We start from the raw sequence: 18,476 nt of genomic DNA, 5'->3' as shown, positions 1-18,476 counted from the left end.
ATAGGGAGCGACTCGTCCCTATTATAATCATCCCAATAGGGATACTTTATTGCCTGAACTCAATGTTTATCAGCGCTAAAACTCATAATTAGAACTGCTGGATTGCTATTTTCGGTCAGGTTTTAATTTGATTTGACACGCCATTTCTTCTATAAATATGAATTATGAATTTACTTGAAATTCCTTTTAAAATTTCCACTTAGCAAAAATATCGGAACATTTAAAAATAAAAATGCAAATTATTTTCCATAAATCCCGATAAGAAATGTAATGCAGGGAAATTGTTTCAAAACCTGTTAGATGAGGAATAATAAATATAATCAATAAAATAATTAGCAGGGGGTGTTTATCCTGAGTACAATTAGCGGAGCTTATAACTCTTGTAAGAATATGTTGCTTTATAATTGCAAAGCAGCCGGACAAGGTGATGAAATTGAGAAAAATGTATCAGCAAAATCCGAAAAGAAAGACACTGCGAATGTCCCTTGTCAGATAAATAAGCAGGATATTGTGTCTATGTTGGATTATTACCGGAGGCCATTTAATATTTCCGCAGTGGATGTCGATGAATTTTGTGCAAAAGCTGAAAATGCCTCCTCGGCTATAATTAACGAAACGGCTTCTATTAAAGTGCAAATTACAACCTCTGAACCTAAACCCAAAAAGCCTGAAGAAACAACAAAACCATCGTATATAAAAGGTGCTCTCCGAGCCATGTTTTTACCTTTCACTTTCATTCTTAACAGCCCGGTTGTCAAACCGGCCCTTGATAAACTTTGGGGTCAGATAAAATCGAAAGTTGCTCCAGTTCTAGGTACTCTGGCAAGCACATTGAAGCCTGTAACTGACTTTGTACGTAAAGCTATTTCGTGGGGTGATGGTGTTATAGGGTCCATAGTTAACTTTTTTTCACAATCACCAGCTAGAACAGACGATAAGAAAAAAGAAGCGCCTTCTGTCGTTGATCCTGTACCTCCCGGCACCAATGATGCCGATATAAAAGATAAGGAATTCAGTGATTCAGAATTGCAAGGCTTCAAAAAAGCATTAAAAGGGCTGCCAGATGATAAATTTGCTGAATTGGATAAAACTTTATCAGATGTTAAGGCAAAGGGCTGGGCTGATGAGTCAACGATGAAATCCGTTGCTGCTCAGCTGGATATCAGTTATTTTAAAATGGCGTTGAAGTTAGGGGCTTCGCTTACCTGGACGAATGAGAAAAAAACGGAATTGTTTAATCATCTGCTTAAACAAGTAGATGATATGTTCAATGAAGTCAAAAGGGAGCGAGACTGATCCGTGAATTTTGAAGTGTTGCAATATAGTAGATTGATACTACACTGTCATTGATTTTGGGAAATATAGTTCGCGAGCATTCCGAATTCTTTAACAGAAAGCCGTTCACCTCTAATTGTCGGAGAAATATCATAAGCTTCCAAGGCCCGCTTAAAAATCTCAGCTAATTTGCCGGTTTTTTGATAATTTTTGACGGCGGTGAGTATAGTTTTTCGTCTTCCCCAGAAAGATGCATGGACGAGGTCAAAAAAAAGAGTTTCATCGGCGACTTTGACTTTCGGCAAAGAACGGGGAGTTAATTGGATGAAAGCTGACTCGACATTAGGCACTGGCCTGAAACAATTTCTGCTCACGTTAAATAGTTTTTTTACTTCGAAATGGTAGTCGGCGAAAATTGTGAACGAGCCATAAGTTTTATTGCCAGGGGAGGCTACCAATCTATCTGCTACCTCTTTTTGAACCATGAGATAGATGTCGGAAACCTTGTCTTTATGGTCAATTAATTTTTCTATAATTGGCGTGGTAATATAGTAAGGTATATTTGCGATAACTTTGAACTTTATGTCTTCCTCAGGGATTGGGAACGGCAACAACATGAAGTCACCTTCGATAAGTGTCGTATTCCTGAGCTCCGGTACAAGCCTGATTTTGTTTTCGGAATAAACATCTTTATCAATTTCGTAACTGATTACGGAATGGGCAAATTTATCAATCTCTCTTGTTAGGGCGCCTCTCCCGGTACCAATCTCTATGACATGTTCTTGTGGCGATATTTTTGCTGAAGTGACAATTTTCTTTAAAATATTTTTATCTATTAAAAAATTTTGACCATATCGTTTTTTTGCGAATGCCATAGTTATCTACTTTTTAAACCGTGTTGCCAATTTGAGTGCTTCTATCATGCTTGACGGATTGGCAATGCCTTTTCCTGCTATATCGAAGGCCGTTCCATGATCGACAGAAGTCCTGATGATTGGAAGTCCTAAGGTTACATTGACTGCACTGTCAAAGGCGAGCATTTTGACGGGTATTAATCCCTGATCATGGTACATTGCAATAAACATATCATAATATTTGAGATTATTGGCAGTGAACAAGGTGTCGGCTGGAAAAGGACCGGAAATTTTGATGCCGAGATGCTGTGCCTGTTTTATTGCCGGTACAATACTTTCCTCTTCTTCTTTTCCGAAAAGGCCACTTTCTCCGGCATGCGGGTTCAAGCCTGCAACTGCAATTTTGGGGGTTTTGATCCCAAGGTTCAATAATGCGTTGTATGCGAGATATATTTTATCGAATAGCAGATTTTTGTTTATCTGTTCCGCTACTTTGATTAAAGGAATATGCGTCGTGACGAGGGTCACGTTGATTTTTTCGGAGAAGAAGGCCATTGCGTAATTGGCTGTCTTTGTTTTCTCGGCAAGGATCTCTGTATGCCCGTCATATTTAAACCCGGCTTTTTGGATTGCGTACTTTGATATCGGTGCAGTTACAATGGCGTCAATATCACCTGCTAAGGCAAGTTCAATCGCTTTGATGACGTATTCTACCGAAGCTTTTCCAGTTTCGGAGTTGATCTGACCAAAAACTATGGAAGAGTTCTTCAGGTTCTCAAGATCGAGGATGTTGAGAACGTAAGGTTTTTGGGAAATATCATAAATCGATTTTACACTATGAACAGCAATTGGTACGCGGAGGAATTTATCAATTGCCTTCTCGATTACCTGGTAATCGCCAATAACAACAGGAATACAGTCTTTGAAGGTATCTGCCCGGTTAAAGGTTTTGACGATGACCTCCGGACCAATTCCAGCGCCGTCGCCCATAGTTATTCCAATAATTTTTTTCGATGAAGCTTGAGTCATAATACTCTCTATTCCTTAATTTTAGATCATTTTATCATGATTCGTTCTATTTTGCATGGTTGATATGTTTAAGCATAAAAGTTACTCAGAAATATAATAACTGTTTTTAGGTTTTTTTTTGAAGATGGCTTTTAATACATTGATGGGAAATTCCCGGTGATGTATTATATTGGCATAGCATACAAAATGGGTGGGGATAGTATGGAATTGTGACTTTATTGGACCAATATTTATTATAATCAAGAATGCTTTTTCGAGTACATTAATAAAACAAAGTGACCAAATAGAGTTCTTGTACTTTATGACCGGGGGCTTTCGAATAATGTACTACTATTACTAAACGGAGCGATATATGAAAGAACTGAATTTTAATACGAAAGCGGTCCATGGAAAAATAAATAAGAAGGATATTCATAATTCTATTAAATATCCGATATATGCAAGCGCAGCGTATGCATTCGAGAGCGCAGAAGAAATAGAAGCTGTATTTAGAGGTCAGAAACAGGCACACGCTTATACTCGAGTAACTAATCCCACTGTTGAAGCGTTTGAGCTGAAGATGACTGCGCTTGAGGACGGATTCGCTTCGATTGCTGTTGCTTCAGGTATGGCTGCTATTACCAATACTTTTTTTGCTTTACTCCAGCAAGGCGACAAGATTATTGCCTCAAACGGACTTTTTGCGGGAACATATTCGTTGCTTAAGAATACTTTGCCGCGACTTGGGATCACTACCAGTTTTGTTGATATCAATGACCTTGATAGCATCAAAGCTTTGATCGATGAGAAAACAAAAGTTATTTTTTTTGAAACTATAGCTAATCCTAAAATGAATATTCCGGATATTCAGGCTATTGCGGATATCGCACATGCCAATAATCTTGTTGTCATAGCGGATAGCTCTCTTACCTCGCCATACTTATTTCAAGCTAAAAATTATGGCGTTGATGTTGTAATCCATTCCAGTACTAAGTTCATCTCCGGCGGCGCTACCAGTATCGGCGGAGTCATAGTTGATCTAGGGACCTATAATTGGACGAAATACCAAGGCCTTGGAAAATTCTGTCAGCTAAAGGAATGGGCCTTTATTTCCAAATTAAGGAAGGAGATATATAAAGACCTGGGATCCTGTTTATCTCCACAGAGTGCTTTTTTGCAAAGTATTGGTCTGGAAACTTTATCGCTCAGAGTTGAACGCTGTTGCAATAATGCTTTTGATGTTGCGCGATACCTTGAGTCACATGAGCAGGTTAACCGTGTAAATTATCCAGGACTCACGTCATCACCCTTCCACGAACTGGCGAAGAGGCAATTCCGAGGATTATTTGGCGCTGTTTTTACTTTTGAGCTTGATAGTAAAGATGCATGCTTCAAATTTTTGAATAAACTAACTATTATTAAGCGTGCCACAAATCTTGGTGATAATGCATCTCTGGCAATACATCCACATTCAACTATCTATGTTGATTGTTCCGATGAAGAAAAGAAACTTTTGGGTATTGATGATAAGGTTATTCGCTTATCTATCGGAATTGAAGATCGTGAAGACATTATTTACGATATAGGTCAAGCTCTTTGCTAAGAAGATAATTAAAGTATTTGATATTTATGGGGCTTATTGAAGTAATGATGGAGGCAGTTATGGTCGATGTAGGTTTAAGTGACGAGCAATTAGAACGTTATCGCAGGCATATCTTATTGCCAAATGTCGGGGTAAAAGGTCAGAAAACGATATTGGCGTCCAAGATATTGATTATTGGGACTGGCGGGCTCGGTTCTCCTATCGCGATGTATCTGGCAGCGGCTGGTGTTGGAACGTTAGGGATTGTTGATGGCGACGTTGTCGATTGTTCGAACTTACATCGTCAGATAATACATTCAACTACTGATATAGGAAGATCAAAAGTAGATTCGGCAGAAGAGACAATCAAGGCAATTAATCCTGATGTTAAGGTTATAAAATATAATACTAGAGTAACTTCCAGTAACATTATCGATGTTATAAATGAATATGATTTTATCATTGATGGGACAGATAATTTCCCTTCAAAGTTCCTTATAAACGATGCTTGTGTTCTCGCAGGAAAGCCTTATTCGCATGGCGGTATTCTCCAGTTCCAGGGACAGACAATGACAGTGCTTCCGGGAGAGACAACCTGTTACCGGTGTGTCTTCCTGCATCCACCGTTACCTGATGCGGTACTTAATTGCAGGGAATCCGGCGTTCTCGGGCCAATCGCCGGAATGCTCGGTACAATTCAGGCTACTGAGGCTTTGAAGTATGTTCTCGGAGTTGGAAAACTACTCACGAACACCTTGATGACTTTTGATGCGCTCGACATGAGATTCCGGTCCGCTTCAGTACCTAGAAATAGGAATTGTCCGATTTGCAGCAAGCATCCGACAATTACTACTCTTATCGATTATTAAAAAAGCTGGCAAATTTAATAAGACGGTTAGCGTACGCTTGCAAGTGCATCAGGTAACGAGAGCTGGTTAGTATAAAGGGCTTTTCCCACTATACAGCCTTCGAGATTATCCAAATTAAGTTTGGTAAGCGCTGTGATATGTTCAATCGTGGCTACTCCACCGGAAGCGATCACTTTGATTGAGAGCCGCTGCGCGAGATCTTGTAACGCTTCATAATTAGGACCGCTCAACATGCCGTCTTTGGCTATGTCAGTATATATGATTCGTTGGGCGCCATATTTTTCCATGGTTTGCGCTACCTGGAGGGCGCTTATTGTCGTAATGTCTGTCCATCCTGAAATGGATATTTTTCCGTCTCTAGTGTCGAGACCTATGATAATCTGCTTGCTGAATTCTTCGAGTGCTTTTTTTGCAAATTTCGGGTCTTTGATAAGTGATGTTCCCAGAATTACTCTTTGAGCCCCGGCATCTAGTGTTTTTGTTATGTCTTCTCTTGTTCGGATACCGCCTCCGACCTGGACTGGTATATTGATGCTGTTAGCTATTTTTTTTATAATTTCCGTGTTAGCAGGATGACCTGCTTTTGCACCGTCAAGATCGACGATATGAATTCTTGTCGCACCTTGATTTTCCCATTTTTGCGCGACACTTACCGGGTTATTATCAAATACCGTTTTTTTTTCGTAATCCCCTTGGATCAGGCGAACACATTTGCCATCTAGGAGGTCTATCGCCGGAATAATTTCGAAGTCATTCATAATTTTGGTCCCTTCAGTACTCTTAATTTCATCGATACTATTTTTTTTAAAGAGCGGGCAAACCATTTCTTATTTACCCCATTAAACAGTTAATAGCGAAATTGTTGAGGATTCTCTGCCCTAGCCGCCCGCTTTTCTCAGGATGAAACTGTATTCCGTGAATGTTGTCATGATGCACACCTGATACAAACTCATAGCCGTAATTAGTTGTTGCTGAAATGATATCTTCATTGGATGTTGCCGCATGGTATGAATGGACGAAATAGAACATGTCCTCATTTTGTATTCCACAAAAAAGTTTATTATCTTTTTTGAGTGATACTGAATTCCAGCCCATGTGCGGCACTTTAAGGTTTGCTGGCAAATTGTGGAAGTGTATGACATCCCCGGGAAAAATTCCCAGGCCCTGGTGAGTTCCTTTTTCATAGCCTTTTTCAAATAAGATCTGCAACCCTACGCATATGCCAAGATATTGCTTGCCAGCTTCGATTTGTTCAAGGAGCGGTTTTATTAATCCTTTGGTTTTCATATTGTCCATAAGAGCACCAAAAGCTCCAACTCCAGGGAGTATGATCCCAGATGACTTTTCTATTATTTCAGGGGAGTCGGTTATTATAGCCGGATGCCCCAGGATTTCTAATGCTTTGTATACACTTCTCAGGTTTCCCATCCCATAATCAATTATTGCTATATAGTTTTTGTTCATCGGCTTCCTTTATTAATTAATCGCTCCATTTTTATCCGTATGTTACATCCCTAATGAAATAGCGCCCAGGATTCCTGCATCGGTCCCTAGTTGTGCCGGTACAACTGGAGCAATGCTATCAACATTCATCGTACAACGTTTATTTATAGCATTCCTGATTTCATCAAAAAGTATTTCACCTATTTGTGATACGCCGCCGCCTATAACGATTAATTCCGGATCGAGTATATTAATAATGTTCACAAGGCCAATCCCAATATAATAAGCATTCTCTTTTATCTGCTCTAAAGAAAACTTATCTCCTTTTTTTGCTGCTTCGCTTAAAGTTTTTGCGTCTATTTTATCAAGTTCGCCATCAACCAGATCAATCAGAATTTTGGCTTCGGCCGTTAGCTTTGCTGATTTTTTTAATTTGCCGATAGCCCTGGCTGCCATGGCCGGACCGGATGCATACGCCTCAAAGCAGCCTGTATTTCCGCATCCGCATCTTGGTCCCTCGGGATTGAAGGTCATATGACCTACTTCACCTGCGCTATTGTTAGAACCATGATAGAGTTTGTTATTTAGAATAATTCCTGCTCCGACGCCTGTACTTATTGTAATAAAAAACATATTGGAGCTGCCTTTGCCTGCGCCCAGTTTGAACTCTCCTAAAGCTGCTGCGTTTGCGTCATTTTCAATAATAATATTTGTATCAAAATGGGTTTTTAGTATTTTCTTAAGTGGTATATTATTCCAATCTGCTAGATTCGGAGCTTTATAGACTTTGCCTTTCTCAGCGTTTACATGACCCGGAACTCCGATACAAAGAGAACTGATCTGGCTTTTTTCAATCTTAAGGTCAGAGAGGAGATTTTCGATAGAATTAACTATTCTTGAAATAACAACATCCGGTCCTTTTTCAGCAAGAGTTGGGATGTTTAGTTGATTTAGTACTTTTCCTTCTTTTGTCGCTACCGCAGTCGCAATTTTTGTGCCACCAAGGTCTACTCCAACAATATATTTATCTGTCATAAGAAAAAAACTCCTTTTTAATAGTCAAATATTCTAGCAAATATCTGCTGAGTTAAACCATGTCGGACGTAGATAAGAAATACACAAAATTTATTCATAAATCCACACTGAATTGTATGATTACTTTAGATATTTTGCAATATTTTTTTTAGTGATTGCTAATCTAACTGGGTAGAGCTTTCTATCGGACAATAATTGGCTTTATTCTCTGTGATTTTTCTTTCTTTTGCAACCGTTCGCAATAGTGCAGCGTTTTTGCTGATTAATAACTGACATATCGCATCGCTAACCCAATAATGATATGTTAAATGAGAATACTCTATGATATAATAAAATTTACATGCCTCCAAATTGATATCTTTTGATGAAATTTAAAAATTAAGACAATTCTAAATTATGTATAATTATAAAAGGTAATAATATGCGTTATATCAAATTATTTTCATTATTATTTGTATTTTTTACATTCGCGCATTTCTCTGTAAACGCTGATACTGTCAGCGCTAATTTTAGTGGCTTTGCAACAGCAAGTAATGCGCTTCCCCGAGGCTATCAAAAGGCATTGGTTTATACGTTTACACTGGAAGGGACGCTTGAGGATGCTAAAATATCTTCAATTACAATTACAAATAATGGCTCTGTTGCTTTTAGTTCGTCTGGAATTTCAAAGGTAGAGCTAGAGTATCAGGTTGATAACGGAGCCCTCACGCCTCTTAGTTCTACGTCTTTTGATGCTAATCCTGCCAATAGCTGTACCTTCACTTCTTTTGGAGATATAGCCTTTGTTGAAGTAGGTGATAAAAAGACTTTTTATTTTTATTATACTGTCGCTAATAATGCCACACTAGAGTCAACTGCCAATTTTAAATTAACAGCTATTCAGGATTCTCAGGGAAATACCGTTAATATCGGCAATCCTCCGGAGAAACAATTTGCTATATCCGGCATTGAAGTGGCGCTTGATAAATCATATACGCCCAAGATCGTAATTCCTAATCAATCGAAGGTGCCTTATGCATATCTGAGCATTAAACCGAGAGGTGAGAGTTTTACCGGAGATTTTAAGCTTAAAATCTATAATGATGGAAATAACTTTGATAAAGATAAGACTAATGACGGTATAAATAAAATCTATTTTTACGAAGACAATGGTCCTAATATAGGGGTTTTTGAGGCTGACGAAAGTAATGGAGACGCGTATATACCGATCGCGGGTACAGAAAGTGGCGATAATGGCAATATTATTAATAATGCTTCAACAATTGAAATCACTGGGCTTTTTGGGACACTGGATAAAGGTGTAACCCGGAATTTTTTTGTTGTTTATGATATAGGCAATAAGACGAGTATCGGTGACGGGAAAAAGATTTTTTTTCAAATCAAATCACTGTCAGTCCTTGGAGTTGCCAGTGGACTCGATGTCAGCATGATCGGGCAGCTACCTGTACAGCCTGATGATAGTCGGTATGCCGCAAAGCTCGGTGGTCTGCGATTGGATGAATTTGTCTCAATCCTTTCCCCAGGAAATATCGGGGCTGGAGATAATGATTTTCCGGTTGCAAGATTTAGTCTTTCCGGCCAGGAAATATCTTTGGCATTGAGTGAGTTAACCTTTGCAAATTCAGGTAGTATTCCTTATGTCACAGAAAAAAATCAAAAAAACGGTGTAACCCTTGTCAGTCTCTATAGAGATACAGATAGAGATTATTTCTTCAATGGTCCAAATAATGAAGAATTGATAACGGCATGGGAATTAGGGACAAAGAATGTTCACGGTGAATCTAATTTACCAAACAGAGTTAATGTTACCGGACTTAACCTTTTTATCCCGACAACAAATTATTCTTCTACAAATGGTGATGATGAATTAGAAAAGCAGGAACGGTTTTTTCTTGTTTATTCATTAGGTGATGATATTTCTGTTGCTCCGTCATCGTCTTCCGATGTGGCTGCTAATATCAAGGATGCGAGGGCAACAACGAATTATATAAACCAGGATGTTTTTTTAAGCGGAGAACAAGATACCTATAATATTTCTATCCCTGTTAAGTATACCAATATAGCTATCAGTGAGATTGAATCAATAGCACCGGCTAAAGTTTTTGAATTGTCTGATTCAGTACCGTTAATTGCGTATACTTTGGAAAGCAAATCAGATTTAAATAATGTCGCAGTTAAGTTGTTAAGTAATCAGAATGCTTTTTATGATAATAATAAAGGGATTACTTACATCAAATTATATCGGGATAATGGCAACAATGTCCTTGATGCAAATGATATTTTGGAAGGCTCGATAATTAAGTTCGATAGCACGCTAAAAACTAATCTGCCGAGTGTTAATCTAAAAGCTAATATTCCTACCCGTTATTTTGTCGTGGTTGGGCTTGGGAGTGATTCTCAGTCAAATATGAACTTTCAAGTAGATAGTGTTGTTTCAAGCGGAAGTAGCTTTGTTCTTCCATCAGGGATTTTTCCGCGGCCGCAGAGCCCGATTCAACTTGCCGTTATCGATAATAAAGTTAAGATTACAAATGTCTATTCTTCTGCAAATGTTATTGATAACTCTCACAGTTACTATGTGAATATCGGTATCGAAAACAATAACACTTTTTCTGTTACAATAAATGAGGCTGGTCCGGTTTTTTATAAGGATAGCATTTCCGGACAGGATATTTCTTACGAGTATGCGGCCTCTCCCACATTTGCTCCTTTAAGTTTGAATGCCGGTAGTTCGACTACCGTATCGTTCCAGATAAGCACTACTAAAATACGTACCGCTGGAAATGTAATCATCGATGCCTTCTGCAAATATTACTCCAGTGTAATAACGCTTAATTCCACAATAACTAGACACAAAGATAATGTTGGGGCCTTAACTGCCGCATCAAATACTGCTTTTCATTGGAATACTACGGTACCGCTAGATATACATTATGCGTATCCTGCCTATATTAAAATCATAAAAAGCCTGGTTAATGGTGTTCTCACTCAAGTCTTTGATAAATCAGTCTTATTTCATGATTCTTCGTTACAGATAGAATTTAATGATAATGGTAAAGCTATTAATGGGAATTTGATTAAAGTTATCCTGAATGGTGAAGAACTAAATCACGATACGACCAGTACGAATTATTTTTTATATTCTGAAACAACAGGGATCTTAACTATTTCTACTATCGGGAATAAGGATGGGATACTGCAGCTAAAAGTTAAAGATACCGCCGGTAATCAGTTAGATGATTTTAATTTTAGCTTTCTTGTGAGTAATGGTTCTAATGCTGATCCAAAAATAAGTAATTTGCTTGTATACCCGAATCCTTATCATTCTGGGGCCGGAACTAAATTGAAGATAGGCTTTACGCTTCTTTCACCTGCAAATGTGACGTTCTATATAGTTAATGCAGTTGGCGGTGTCATCTGGGAAAAAACTGTTAATAACCTTAATTATGGATATAATATTATTGATTACGATGGATTAGTTGGCGCAAATCGTTCAATTCCTTCCGGTGCTTATCTTTTATATGCAATTGCTGAAAATGGTTCAGATATAAAATCCAAGATAAAGACGAAATTGGCAGTATGGTAAAAGGTGATATTGAGTGAAAAAGTTAACTTCTTTATTAATCGTTATTTGTGTTTTGAGTATGAACAATGTAGTGGCCTGTCCGCGAGAAGAATTGCCGGATGTAAACAAGATTATTATAGGGGCATCTAATATTGCAAAGGGGAAGACCTATACCTCAGATATCGGAGATATATTTGGCATCTATGCTAATCCTGCAGCTATTGGAAGTATTAAGGGCCTAGAGTTAACGACGATGTATTCGAACTATCTCTCTAATTATCAGTATTACGTATTGGGAGGGACAATTCCATATAATAATTTTGTTATCGGCTTAGGATATTCCGGTTATTCAATGGATGGTATTCCTGAAACTGATTTTTCTGCTGAAGAAAATAGAATATTCAAGACTGGAACTAGTTTTAGCAGTGGCGAACGATCTTTTATGATTAGTCTGGCAACTGCGCTCAATGAAACTATATTAAGAAGGGTCTATTTGGGAGCCGGATTAAAAGTAATTAATCAGTTTGTAGATGGCAATCAACGTTTTGGGTATGGAGTAAATGGGGGACTCATTATTCCTCGTTTTGTATTCGATGATCTTGATGTCGGATTGGTAGGTTTTAATATCATCAAATCCAAATTAAAATGGACCGGAAGTAACGAGGAAGAGGTTGTTGAATCGCGTTACAGGTTTGGCGCTTCGTATAGCATTGCTCCTTCATGGAAAATTTTTGGCGATTTTGAAAAGGATAAAAACTATTTTGGCACAAGCTATACATTTATTGATAAATATCTGCTTAAGGCAGGAATTGCAGATAAGTCGTATATGCTTGGTATGGGTATCAACTTTGACAAGCTGAGCGGCTTTGATTTTGACAATGTAGTGTTGGATTATGCCTTTGAGTATAATGATGACTTATCTGCGTTACCCGGTGCGGCTTATAATCATTATTTTTCAGTTTCTTTTTACCATGGCGGCGAATCATTCAGACCTACCTTGGACACAAACAAGCCTTATATTATAACCGATGAACCCTTTTATACTTTATCCGGCAGAGCACAGGACAACGCTACTATTTCAATATACCGGAATGAAGTTCTGGTTGATCGCGTTAGTGCCGATGATTTTGGAAAATGGGAAGCTCAAATACCTCTTGATAATGGAAACAATATCCTTTATGCTAGAGCTCAAGAGAAAAATAAAAATATAAGTCAAACAACCTCCAAATTAATAATCAGAAAGAAATAATCAATGTCTTTAAATGAAAAGTTGGAACAAAAAGTTTTTCCTTTTGTGGAAAAGCCTGCGCGTTATAATAATAATGAACTGAATAGTATCCACAAAGATTGGGATATAACTGACGTGAAACTTGCCATAAGCTATCCTGATCTCTACGAAATCGGAACTGCTAATTTGGCAATTCAAATATTCTATCATATTGTTAATTCTTTAGATTACGCATTGATGGAACGAGTTTATTCACCCGCGGCTGATTGCGAAAAACTTCTTAGAGATGAGAATATCCCATTATTCTCTCTCGAATCCAAGCGGGCAGTCGGGGATTTTGATTTTCTGGCAATAACCCTGCAGACAGAATTGATTTATACTAATGTTTTAAATATTCTGGAACTTTCAAATATCCCATTCTATTCCAAAGATAGAGATGATACGTACCCGATTATTTTCGGGGGAGGAGCCTGTTCTTTTAACCCTGAGCCGATTGCTGATTTTTTTGATTTTTTTGTGATAGGAGAGGGGGAAGAGATTTTTGTTAAGATTGTCTCGACCTATAATGAATTAAAAAAATTAAATAAATCGAAACATGAAATTCTGGAAGCATTAGCGAAATATGACGGAATATATGTTCCATCATTTTATAACGTATCATATGATGAGGCTGGTTTAATTTCGGAAATAGAACCGATCAATGAGAATGCTGGCAAACAGGTAGTACGGACATATATCGAAAATATGGACCTCATTAATTATCCTTGTAATCCTATAGTTCCCTTTGTAGAGGTTGTACACGATAGAGCTATTGTTGAGATAATGAGGGGCTGTAGCCGGGGATGCAGGTTTTGTCAGGCGGGCTATACGTCAAGACCTGTAAGAGAAAGATCGATTGATGCGGTTATTCCATATGCAAAGCAGCTCGTGAGTAATACCGGATATGAAGAGTTATCTCTTATTTCCTTATCGAGTTCTGATTACAGTGCGATAGATGAGGCTGCAGTGAAGCTTACCCGTTATCTGGACAATAAAAAAGTTTCGCTTTCTCTTCCTTCGCTTCGTGCTGATAATCTTAGCAAAAGCCTTTCAACGCAGTTAACGATGATCCGAAAAACCGGATTTACGATTGCTCCGGAAGCCGGAAGTCAGAGACTACGGGATATTATTAATAAGAATCTATCGGAAGAAGAAATTCTTCAGGCAGTGCGTACTATTTTTTCTGTTGGAGTAGAAGCAGTTAAGTTATATTTCATGATTGGTCTTCCATTTGAAACCGATGATGACATATATGATATCGGTCTGTTGGCGCGTAAGATTATCGATGTCTCGAAAACGATTCCCGGTCATAAGTTAAAGCGAATCGTTGTTAATGTATCTTTTTTTGTTCCAAAAAGCCATACGCCATTTCAGTGGGCTGCTATGATTACCGAAGACGAAATATGGCGTAAAGTGAAAATCCTGAAGAATGAACTACGGCATCCGAGAATTGATTTTAAATATCATGAAGTTCATACGAGTGTTTTTGAAGGAATATTAGCAAGAGGCGATCGTCGGTTAGCCAAAGTAATCGAAAAGGCCTTTAAACTTGGATGCAAGTTTGATGCCTGGCGAGAGCATTTTGATTTTAATAATTGGACAAAAGCCTTTCAAGAATCAGGTATTGATTATTCGTTCTACGCCCATAGGGAACGAGGCCTCGATGAGATATTGCCATGGGAGCACATAAGTTCAGGAGTGAGCAAAAAACACCTTGCCAATGAGTCACAGAAATCATCACGTGGTGAAACAACGGATATTTGCAGTCAAAATTGTAAGAAATGCGGAGTATGTTAATGAAGTACAATTTGGTTTTTTCTAAAGGTTATGAAGTGCGTTACATTTCTCATCTGGACTTGATGCGGACATTTGAACGGGCACTCAGACGCTCAGATCTTCCTTTGCAATATTCTGCCGGGTTTAATCCAAGGATTAAGATGTCTTTTGCTTTGCCTCTGCCTGTAAGTATTGAAGGGGAGCTCGAATTAGCATCGTTAGAGCTCTCTGCTCATATTTCGCCTGAAACTATAAAGTCAAAATTAAATCAAGCGCTCCCGACTGGAATTTCTATTATTAAATGTTTTCTTGATATCGAATCTAGTTCCTTGAGTACTCAAATTACTGCTGCGGCATACGTCGCTTATTACCGTGACGAAGTTGACGGCAGCTATTTAAATAGTATGCTTTCTCAAAATACATTAATATATCAAAAAAAGTCAAAGAAAAAGACCAGGGAAATAGATTTAAAAGAATATCTTTATCATTGCAGTTTTTCCCCGGAGTCAATTAATTTCGAGGTAAAAGCAGGGAATGAGATCAATATCCGGCCAAACGAAGTTTTATCATTATTACAGCCCAATATTGTACCAACAAGGATTATCAGAAAAAAATTATATACTGATCACGCTTAACCTCAAATAATTAATCTTTTTTCAATAAGAAAACAATATGTTTAGAATCAGCTTATTGATGGAACAATACTACTATCGGGAGTTTTTAAATTGAGGAGGATTATTATGCAGACAGGTCCTATGAATTCTTTTGGTGTTAATTATAATAATTATGATAGATTCAATAAAAAAAACGATCAGTTACTGGAAAAAGATTTACCTCAAGCTGAGGGGGCTATTTTAGACGATAAGACCTTACTCAATAACTCAACTATAAAAAACGTGCCGGAAATGGAATCAACCCAAGGCTTGCTAATTGCATCTGCAGTAGAAGTCGGTACTATACTGAAAAAAGAATCTGACAAAAAAAATAAAGTTGAAGAGGATAGCATTGCAAGTGATGTTGATACCTCTGAAATGGTTGATAATAGCGAAGAAATAATTAAAAACGAGAAAGACATAATTGAAGATATGAGAAAAGCCATATCGAAAAGCACAGGGAAAGTAGCAAGAAAAGTTAATAAGTCTGCCTTTAAATATATGTCAGAAAAAAATCATTGGCTAAAAGATGAAGCAAAAAGCGAAGCCGAAGAGTTTTTTACTATTAAAGTTCCAAAAGTTATGGCTCGTGAGCTCAGCAAAATTCTTAATCAAGCATTAGGATTATCTCCTGAAGGCGATGAAAACTCTGACTCCAATAATAGTGTCGCTTAAGAAATATTTCCCTTTATAATATACTTTATTTAAACATGGTTTCTTTTTTCGAGAGCCATGTTTTTTTGTATGTTACTACCAACAAAAAGATCCCAAAAGATAATCGGATTAATAACTTTCGTTGTTATCTGATAAGCTTTTCCATAGATGTGTCTAAGATTTAATTTATTTGATATTATTTAATTTTTTTTCTAAAAGGGTAGTTAAGGTGTTTCATGGTAATTAAGGGATAATTTTGTCTTTTTATAAAATATAGTTTTAAGAATATAAGAGAATAACAAAGAAATAGAGAGATAAATTTGACATATTTATTGATAAATATTCGTCTTCGGAGTAAATATCCTGTATGTTCCTATAAATTTAAAAATTGCCTATTGATGAAAAGGCTAGTTCATTGTAGTATTATTTCCTGTTAGCACTCTAATTGTGAGAGTGCTAAAGATAGTGGATCAAGTTTGTATTCATAATTTTGAAAGGAGGGAATGTTTTTATGATTAAACCTTTAGGAGATAGAGTTGTTATTCAACCAGTAGAAGCAGAGAAAATAACAAAAGGAGGTATTGTACTTCCTGATAGCGCTAAAGAGAAGCCGCAAGAAGGCAAAGTAGTAGCAGTCGGACCAGGTAGAGTAACTGATGAAGGCCAAAGAATACCGGTTGATGTAGCTGAAGGGGACGTTGTACTTTATGCAAAATACGGCGGGACTGAAGTTGTTATCGAAGGTAAGGATTATATAGTTTTGAATGAAAGAGATATTTTAGCTAAGAAATAATTGTTTATACCAAAAAGAAAATCTCAAGGAGGGTAGATAGTAATGGCAGCAAAACAAATAATATTTGATGAAAATGCATGGCGTGCTTTAGAAGCTGGTGTCAGTAAAGTTGCTGATGCTGTAAAAATCACACTTGGGCCACGTGGCCACAATGTTGTTATCGAAAAAAAATGGGGTTCACCAACAATAACGAATGACGGAGTAACTATCGCGAAAGAGATAGAACTCGAAGATCCGTTTGAAAACATGGGAGCTCAACTACTTAAAGAAGTAGCTTCAAAAACTAATGATGTTGCCGGAGATGGAACAACAACTGCTACAATTTTAGGTCAGGCAATATTCAAACAGGGACTTAAATATGTTGTATCGGGCGCTCATCCAATGGCAATTAAAAAAGGAATAGAAAAAGCTGTAGAAGAAGCAGTCAAAGAGATCAAAAAAGTAGCAAAACAAGTGGAAAGCAAAGAATCAATTGCTCAGGTAGCTGCAATATCAGCTAACAATGACGAAACCATCGGTAAACTCATTGCTGATGCAATGGACAAAGTTGGAAAAGACGGGGTTATCACTGTAGAAGAATCAAAAGGTATTGAGACTTCACTTGAAATCGTTGAAGGTATGCAATTTGACAAAGGATATGCATCTCCTTACATGATTACCGATAGAGACAGAATGGAAGCAATTCTTGATAATGCTTTAATTCTACTCACTGACAAGAAGATTTCGAATATCAAAGATCTTCTTCCAGTTCTTGAAAAAGTTGTTCAAACCGGAGCACCTTTGCTAATAATTGCAGAAGATGTTGAAGGCGAAGCTTTAGCAACTATCGTTGTTAATAAACTACGCGGAACAATTAACTGTGTTGCAGTAAAAGCTCCAGGATTTGGCGATAGAAGGAAAGAAATGCTTGAGGACCTTGCAATTCTTACCGGAGGAATCGTGGTCACTGAAGATAAAGGGCTTACCCTTGAAAGCGTAGAACTTCAAAGCTTAGGCAGAGCAAAAAAAGTAAAAATTACTAAAGAGTTAACCACAATCGTAGAAGGGGCCGGTTCGAAAGATGAATTGCAAAAGAGAATCGCTCAGATTAAAAATGAAATACAGCTATCTGATTCCGATTATGATAAAGAAAAGCTTCAGGAAAGACTTGCTAAATTAGCTGGCGGTGTTGCAGTTATTAAAGCAGGGGCAGCAACTGAAACAGAACTTAAAGAGAAGAAACACAGAATCGAAGATGCTTTATCAGCAACAAGAGCTGCTGTTGAAGAAGGTATTGTTCCTGGAGGCGGTGTAACTCTTGTGAATGTGATCCCTGCGATTGAAAAGCTTGAAGAAACCTTAACAGGTGATGAAAAGATCGGTGCTTCAATCGTTAGAAAATCACTAGAAGCTCCTTTGAAGCAGATTGTAAATAACGCAGGTTATGAAGGATCTGTCGTTATAGAAAGACTCAAAAATGAAAAGCCTGGAATCGGTTTTAATGCTCAAACATTTGAGTATGTCGATATGGAGAGCGTTGGAATTGTGGATCCTGTGAAGGTTACACGTTCTGCTCTTCAAAATGCTGCAAGTATTGCTGCTATGTTATTAACGACTGAAGTGTTAATAGCTGAAAAACCAGATGAAAAGTCATCTATGGGTGAAGCTGGAATGGGCGGCATGCCAGGTGGCATGGGTGGAATGGGCGGTATGATGTAAAGCA

General features: G+C 37.7%; 15 protein-coding genes. 10 read left to right on the top strand and 5 right to left on the bottom strand.

Going from position 1 to position 18,476, the window contains the following annotated elements:
• Positions 1 to 390: 390 nt before the first annotated feature.
• Positions 391 to 1,296, top strand: a complete 906-nt coding sequence (locus DKM50_08155; GenBank protein ID PZM79666.1) for a hypothetical protein — start codon at positions 391 to 393, stop codon at positions 1,294 to 1,296.
• Positions 1,297 to 1,343: 47 nt separating this feature from the next.
• Here the strand turns inward: DKM50_08155 and rsmA are convergent, their stop codons facing one another.
• Together rsmA and pdxA are read right to left on the bottom strand one after the other, a co-directional pair.
• Complete coding sequence (rsmA, locus tag DKM50_08150) at positions 1,344 to 2,150, bottom strand: ribosomal RNA small subunit methyltransferase A (GenBank protein PZM79665.1); 807 nt, start codon at positions 2,148 to 2,150, stop codon at positions 1,344 to 1,346.
• A gap of 6 nt (positions 2,151 to 2,156) precedes the next feature.
• Positions 2,157 to 3,158 (bottom strand): 4-hydroxythreonine-4-phosphate dehydrogenase PdxA, encoded by a 1,002-nt coding sequence (gene pdxA / locus DKM50_08145; GenBank protein ID PZM79664.1) that lies wholly within the window; start codon positions 3,156 to 3,158, stop codon positions 2,157 to 2,159.
• 352 nt (positions 3,159 to 3,510) lie between these two features.
• Between pdxA and DKM50_08140 the strand changes: the two genes are divergently transcribed.
• Together DKM50_08140 and DKM50_08135 are read left to right on the top strand one after the other, a co-directional pair.
• A complete protein-coding gene (locus DKM50_08140; GenBank protein ID PZM79663.1) occupies positions 3,511 to 4,740 on the top strand; it encodes an acetyl-L-homoserine sulfhydrolase in 1,230 nt (409 codons plus the stop codon).
• A 59-nt stretch (positions 4,741 to 4,799) separates the two neighbouring features.
• Positions 4,800 to 5,588 carry an adenylyltransferase gene (locus tag DKM50_08135; GenBank protein ID PZM79662.1) on the top strand — a complete coding sequence of 263 codons (789 nt, stop codon included), beginning with the start codon at positions 4,800 to 4,802 and terminating at the stop codon, positions 5,586 to 5,588.
• A gap of 26 nt (positions 5,589 to 5,614) precedes the next feature.
• Here the strand turns inward: DKM50_08135 and DKM50_08130 are convergent, their stop codons facing one another.
• The 3 genes from DKM50_08130 to DKM50_08120 form a co-directional block, all read right to left on the bottom strand.
• Entirely contained in the window at positions 5,615 to 6,346 is a 732-nt protein-coding gene (locus DKM50_08130) for a 1-(5-phosphoribosyl)-5-((5-phosphoribosylamino)methylideneamino)imidazole-4-carboxamide isomerase (GenBank protein ID PZM79667.1), read from the bottom strand.
• 73 nt (positions 6,347 to 6,419) lie between these two features.
• Positions 6,420 to 7,052 (bottom strand): imidazole glycerol phosphate synthase subunit HisH, encoded by a 633-nt coding sequence (locus DKM50_08125; GenBank protein PZM79661.1) that lies wholly within the window; start codon positions 7,050 to 7,052, stop codon positions 6,420 to 6,422.
• 42 nt (positions 7,053 to 7,094) lie between these two features.
• Positions 7,095 to 8,066 carry an ROK family protein gene (locus DKM50_08120; GenBank protein ID PZM79660.1) on the bottom strand — a complete coding sequence of 324 codons (972 nt, stop codon included), beginning with the start codon at positions 8,064 to 8,066 and terminating at the stop codon, positions 7,095 to 7,097.
• Positions 8,067 to 8,487: 421 nt separating this feature from the next.
• On the opposite strand from DKM50_08120, the gene DKM50_08115 reads away from it, so the two are divergent.
• The 7 genes from DKM50_08115 to groL all read left to right on the top strand — a co-directional run bounded on the left by DKM50_08115 (position 8,488) and on the right by groL (position 18,472).
• Complete coding sequence (locus DKM50_08115) at positions 8,488 to 11,652, top strand: hypothetical protein (GenBank protein ID PZM79659.1); 3,165 nt, start codon at positions 8,488 to 8,490, stop codon at positions 11,650 to 11,652.
• A 13-nt stretch (positions 11,653 to 11,665) separates the two neighbouring features.
• Positions 11,666 to 12,880, top strand: a complete 1,215-nt coding sequence (locus tag DKM50_08110) for a hypothetical protein (protein ID PZM79658.1) — start codon at positions 11,666 to 11,668, stop codon at positions 12,878 to 12,880.
• A 3-nt stretch (positions 12,881 to 12,883) separates the two neighbouring features.
• The gene (locus tag DKM50_08105; protein PZM79657.1) at positions 12,884 to 14,695 is read left to right on the top strand and encodes a TIGR03960 family B12-binding radical SAM protein; all 1,812 of its coding nucleotides are present in this window, start codon (positions 12,884 to 12,886) and stop codon (positions 14,693 to 14,695) included.
• On the top strand, positions 14,680 to 15,309 hold the full coding sequence (locus DKM50_08100) for a hypothetical protein (protein PZM79656.1): 630 nt from the start codon (positions 14,680 to 14,682) through the stop codon (positions 15,307 to 15,309). The genes DKM50_08105 and DKM50_08100 overlap by 16 nt, the downstream gene beginning before the upstream one ends.
• A gap of 105 nt (positions 15,310 to 15,414) precedes the next feature.
• Positions 15,415 to 16,002 (top strand): hypothetical protein, encoded by a 588-nt coding sequence (locus tag DKM50_08095; GenBank protein ID PZM79655.1) that lies wholly within the window; start codon positions 15,415 to 15,417, stop codon positions 16,000 to 16,002.
• A 490-nt stretch (positions 16,003 to 16,492) separates the two neighbouring features.
• Complete coding sequence (locus tag DKM50_08090; protein PZM79654.1) at positions 16,493 to 16,774, top strand: co-chaperone GroES; 282 nt, start codon at positions 16,493 to 16,495, stop codon at positions 16,772 to 16,774.
• Between the two features lie 42 nt (positions 16,775 to 16,816).
• On the top strand, positions 16,817 to 18,472 hold the full coding sequence (gene groL, locus DKM50_08085) for a chaperonin GroEL (protein PZM79653.1): 1,656 nt from the start codon (positions 16,817 to 16,819) through the stop codon (positions 18,470 to 18,472).
• Positions 18,473 to 18,476 lie beyond the last annotated feature (4 nt).

The sequence above is a fragment of the Candidatus Margulisiibacteriota bacterium genome (genome assembly GCA_003242895.1).
Taxonomy (GTDB): Bacteria; Margulisbacteria; Riflemargulisbacteria; order GWF2-39-127; family GWF2-39-127; genus GWF2-39-127.
Note: the sequence above shows the minus strand (reverse complement) of the source record. Positions and strands in the feature narration are given on the sequence as shown.

What these genes read in the sequence shown, in the direction of transcription:
- DKM50_08155 (PZM79666.1), top strand. Translation starts at nt 391, where the DNA reads ATGTTGCTTTATAATTGCAAAGCAGCCGGACAAGGTGATGAAATTGAG.
- rsmA (PZM79665.1), bottom strand. Translation starts at nt 2,150, where the DNA reads ATGGCATTCGCAAAAAAACGATATGGTCAAAATTTTTTAATAGATAAA.
- pdxA (PZM79664.1), bottom strand. Translation starts at nt 3,158, where the DNA reads ATGACTCAAGCTTCATCGAAAAAAATTATTGGAATAACTATGGGCGAC.
- DKM50_08140 (PZM79663.1), top strand. Translation starts at nt 3,511, where the DNA reads ATGAAAGAACTGAATTTTAATACGAAAGCGGTCCATGGAAAAATAAAT.
- DKM50_08135 (PZM79662.1), top strand. Translation starts at nt 4,800, where the DNA reads ATGGTCGATGTAGGTTTAAGTGACGAGCAATTAGAACGTTATCGCAGG.
- DKM50_08130 (PZM79667.1), bottom strand. Translation starts at nt 6,346, where the DNA reads ATGAATGACTTCGAAATTATTCCGGCGATAGACCTCCTAGATGGCAAA.
- DKM50_08125 (PZM79661.1), bottom strand. Translation starts at nt 7,052, where the DNA reads ATGAACAAAAACTATATAGCAATAATTGATTATGGGATGGGAAACCTG.
- DKM50_08120 (PZM79660.1), bottom strand. Translation starts at nt 8,066, where the DNA reads ATGACAGATAAATATATTGTTGGAGTAGACCTTGGTGGCACAAAAATT.
- DKM50_08115 (PZM79659.1), top strand. Translation starts at nt 8,488, where the DNA reads ATGCGTTATATCAAATTATTTTCATTATTATTTGTATTTTTTACATTC.
- DKM50_08105 (PZM79657.1), top strand. Translation starts at nt 12,884, where the DNA reads ATGTCTTTAAATGAAAAGTTGGAACAAAAAGTTTTTCCTTTTGTGGAA.
- DKM50_08100 (PZM79656.1), top strand. Translation starts at nt 14,680, where the DNA reads ATGCGGAGTATGTTAATGAAGTACAATTTGGTTTTTTCTAAAGGTTAT.
- DKM50_08095 (PZM79655.1), top strand. Translation starts at nt 15,415, where the DNA reads ATGCAGACAGGTCCTATGAATTCTTTTGGTGTTAATTATAATAATTAT.
- DKM50_08090 (PZM79654.1), top strand. Translation starts at nt 16,493, where the DNA reads ATGATTAAACCTTTAGGAGATAGAGTTGTTATTCAACCAGTAGAAGCA.
- groL (PZM79653.1), top strand. Translation starts at nt 16,817, where the DNA reads ATGGCAGCAAAACAAATAATATTTGATGAAAATGCATGGCGTGCTTTA.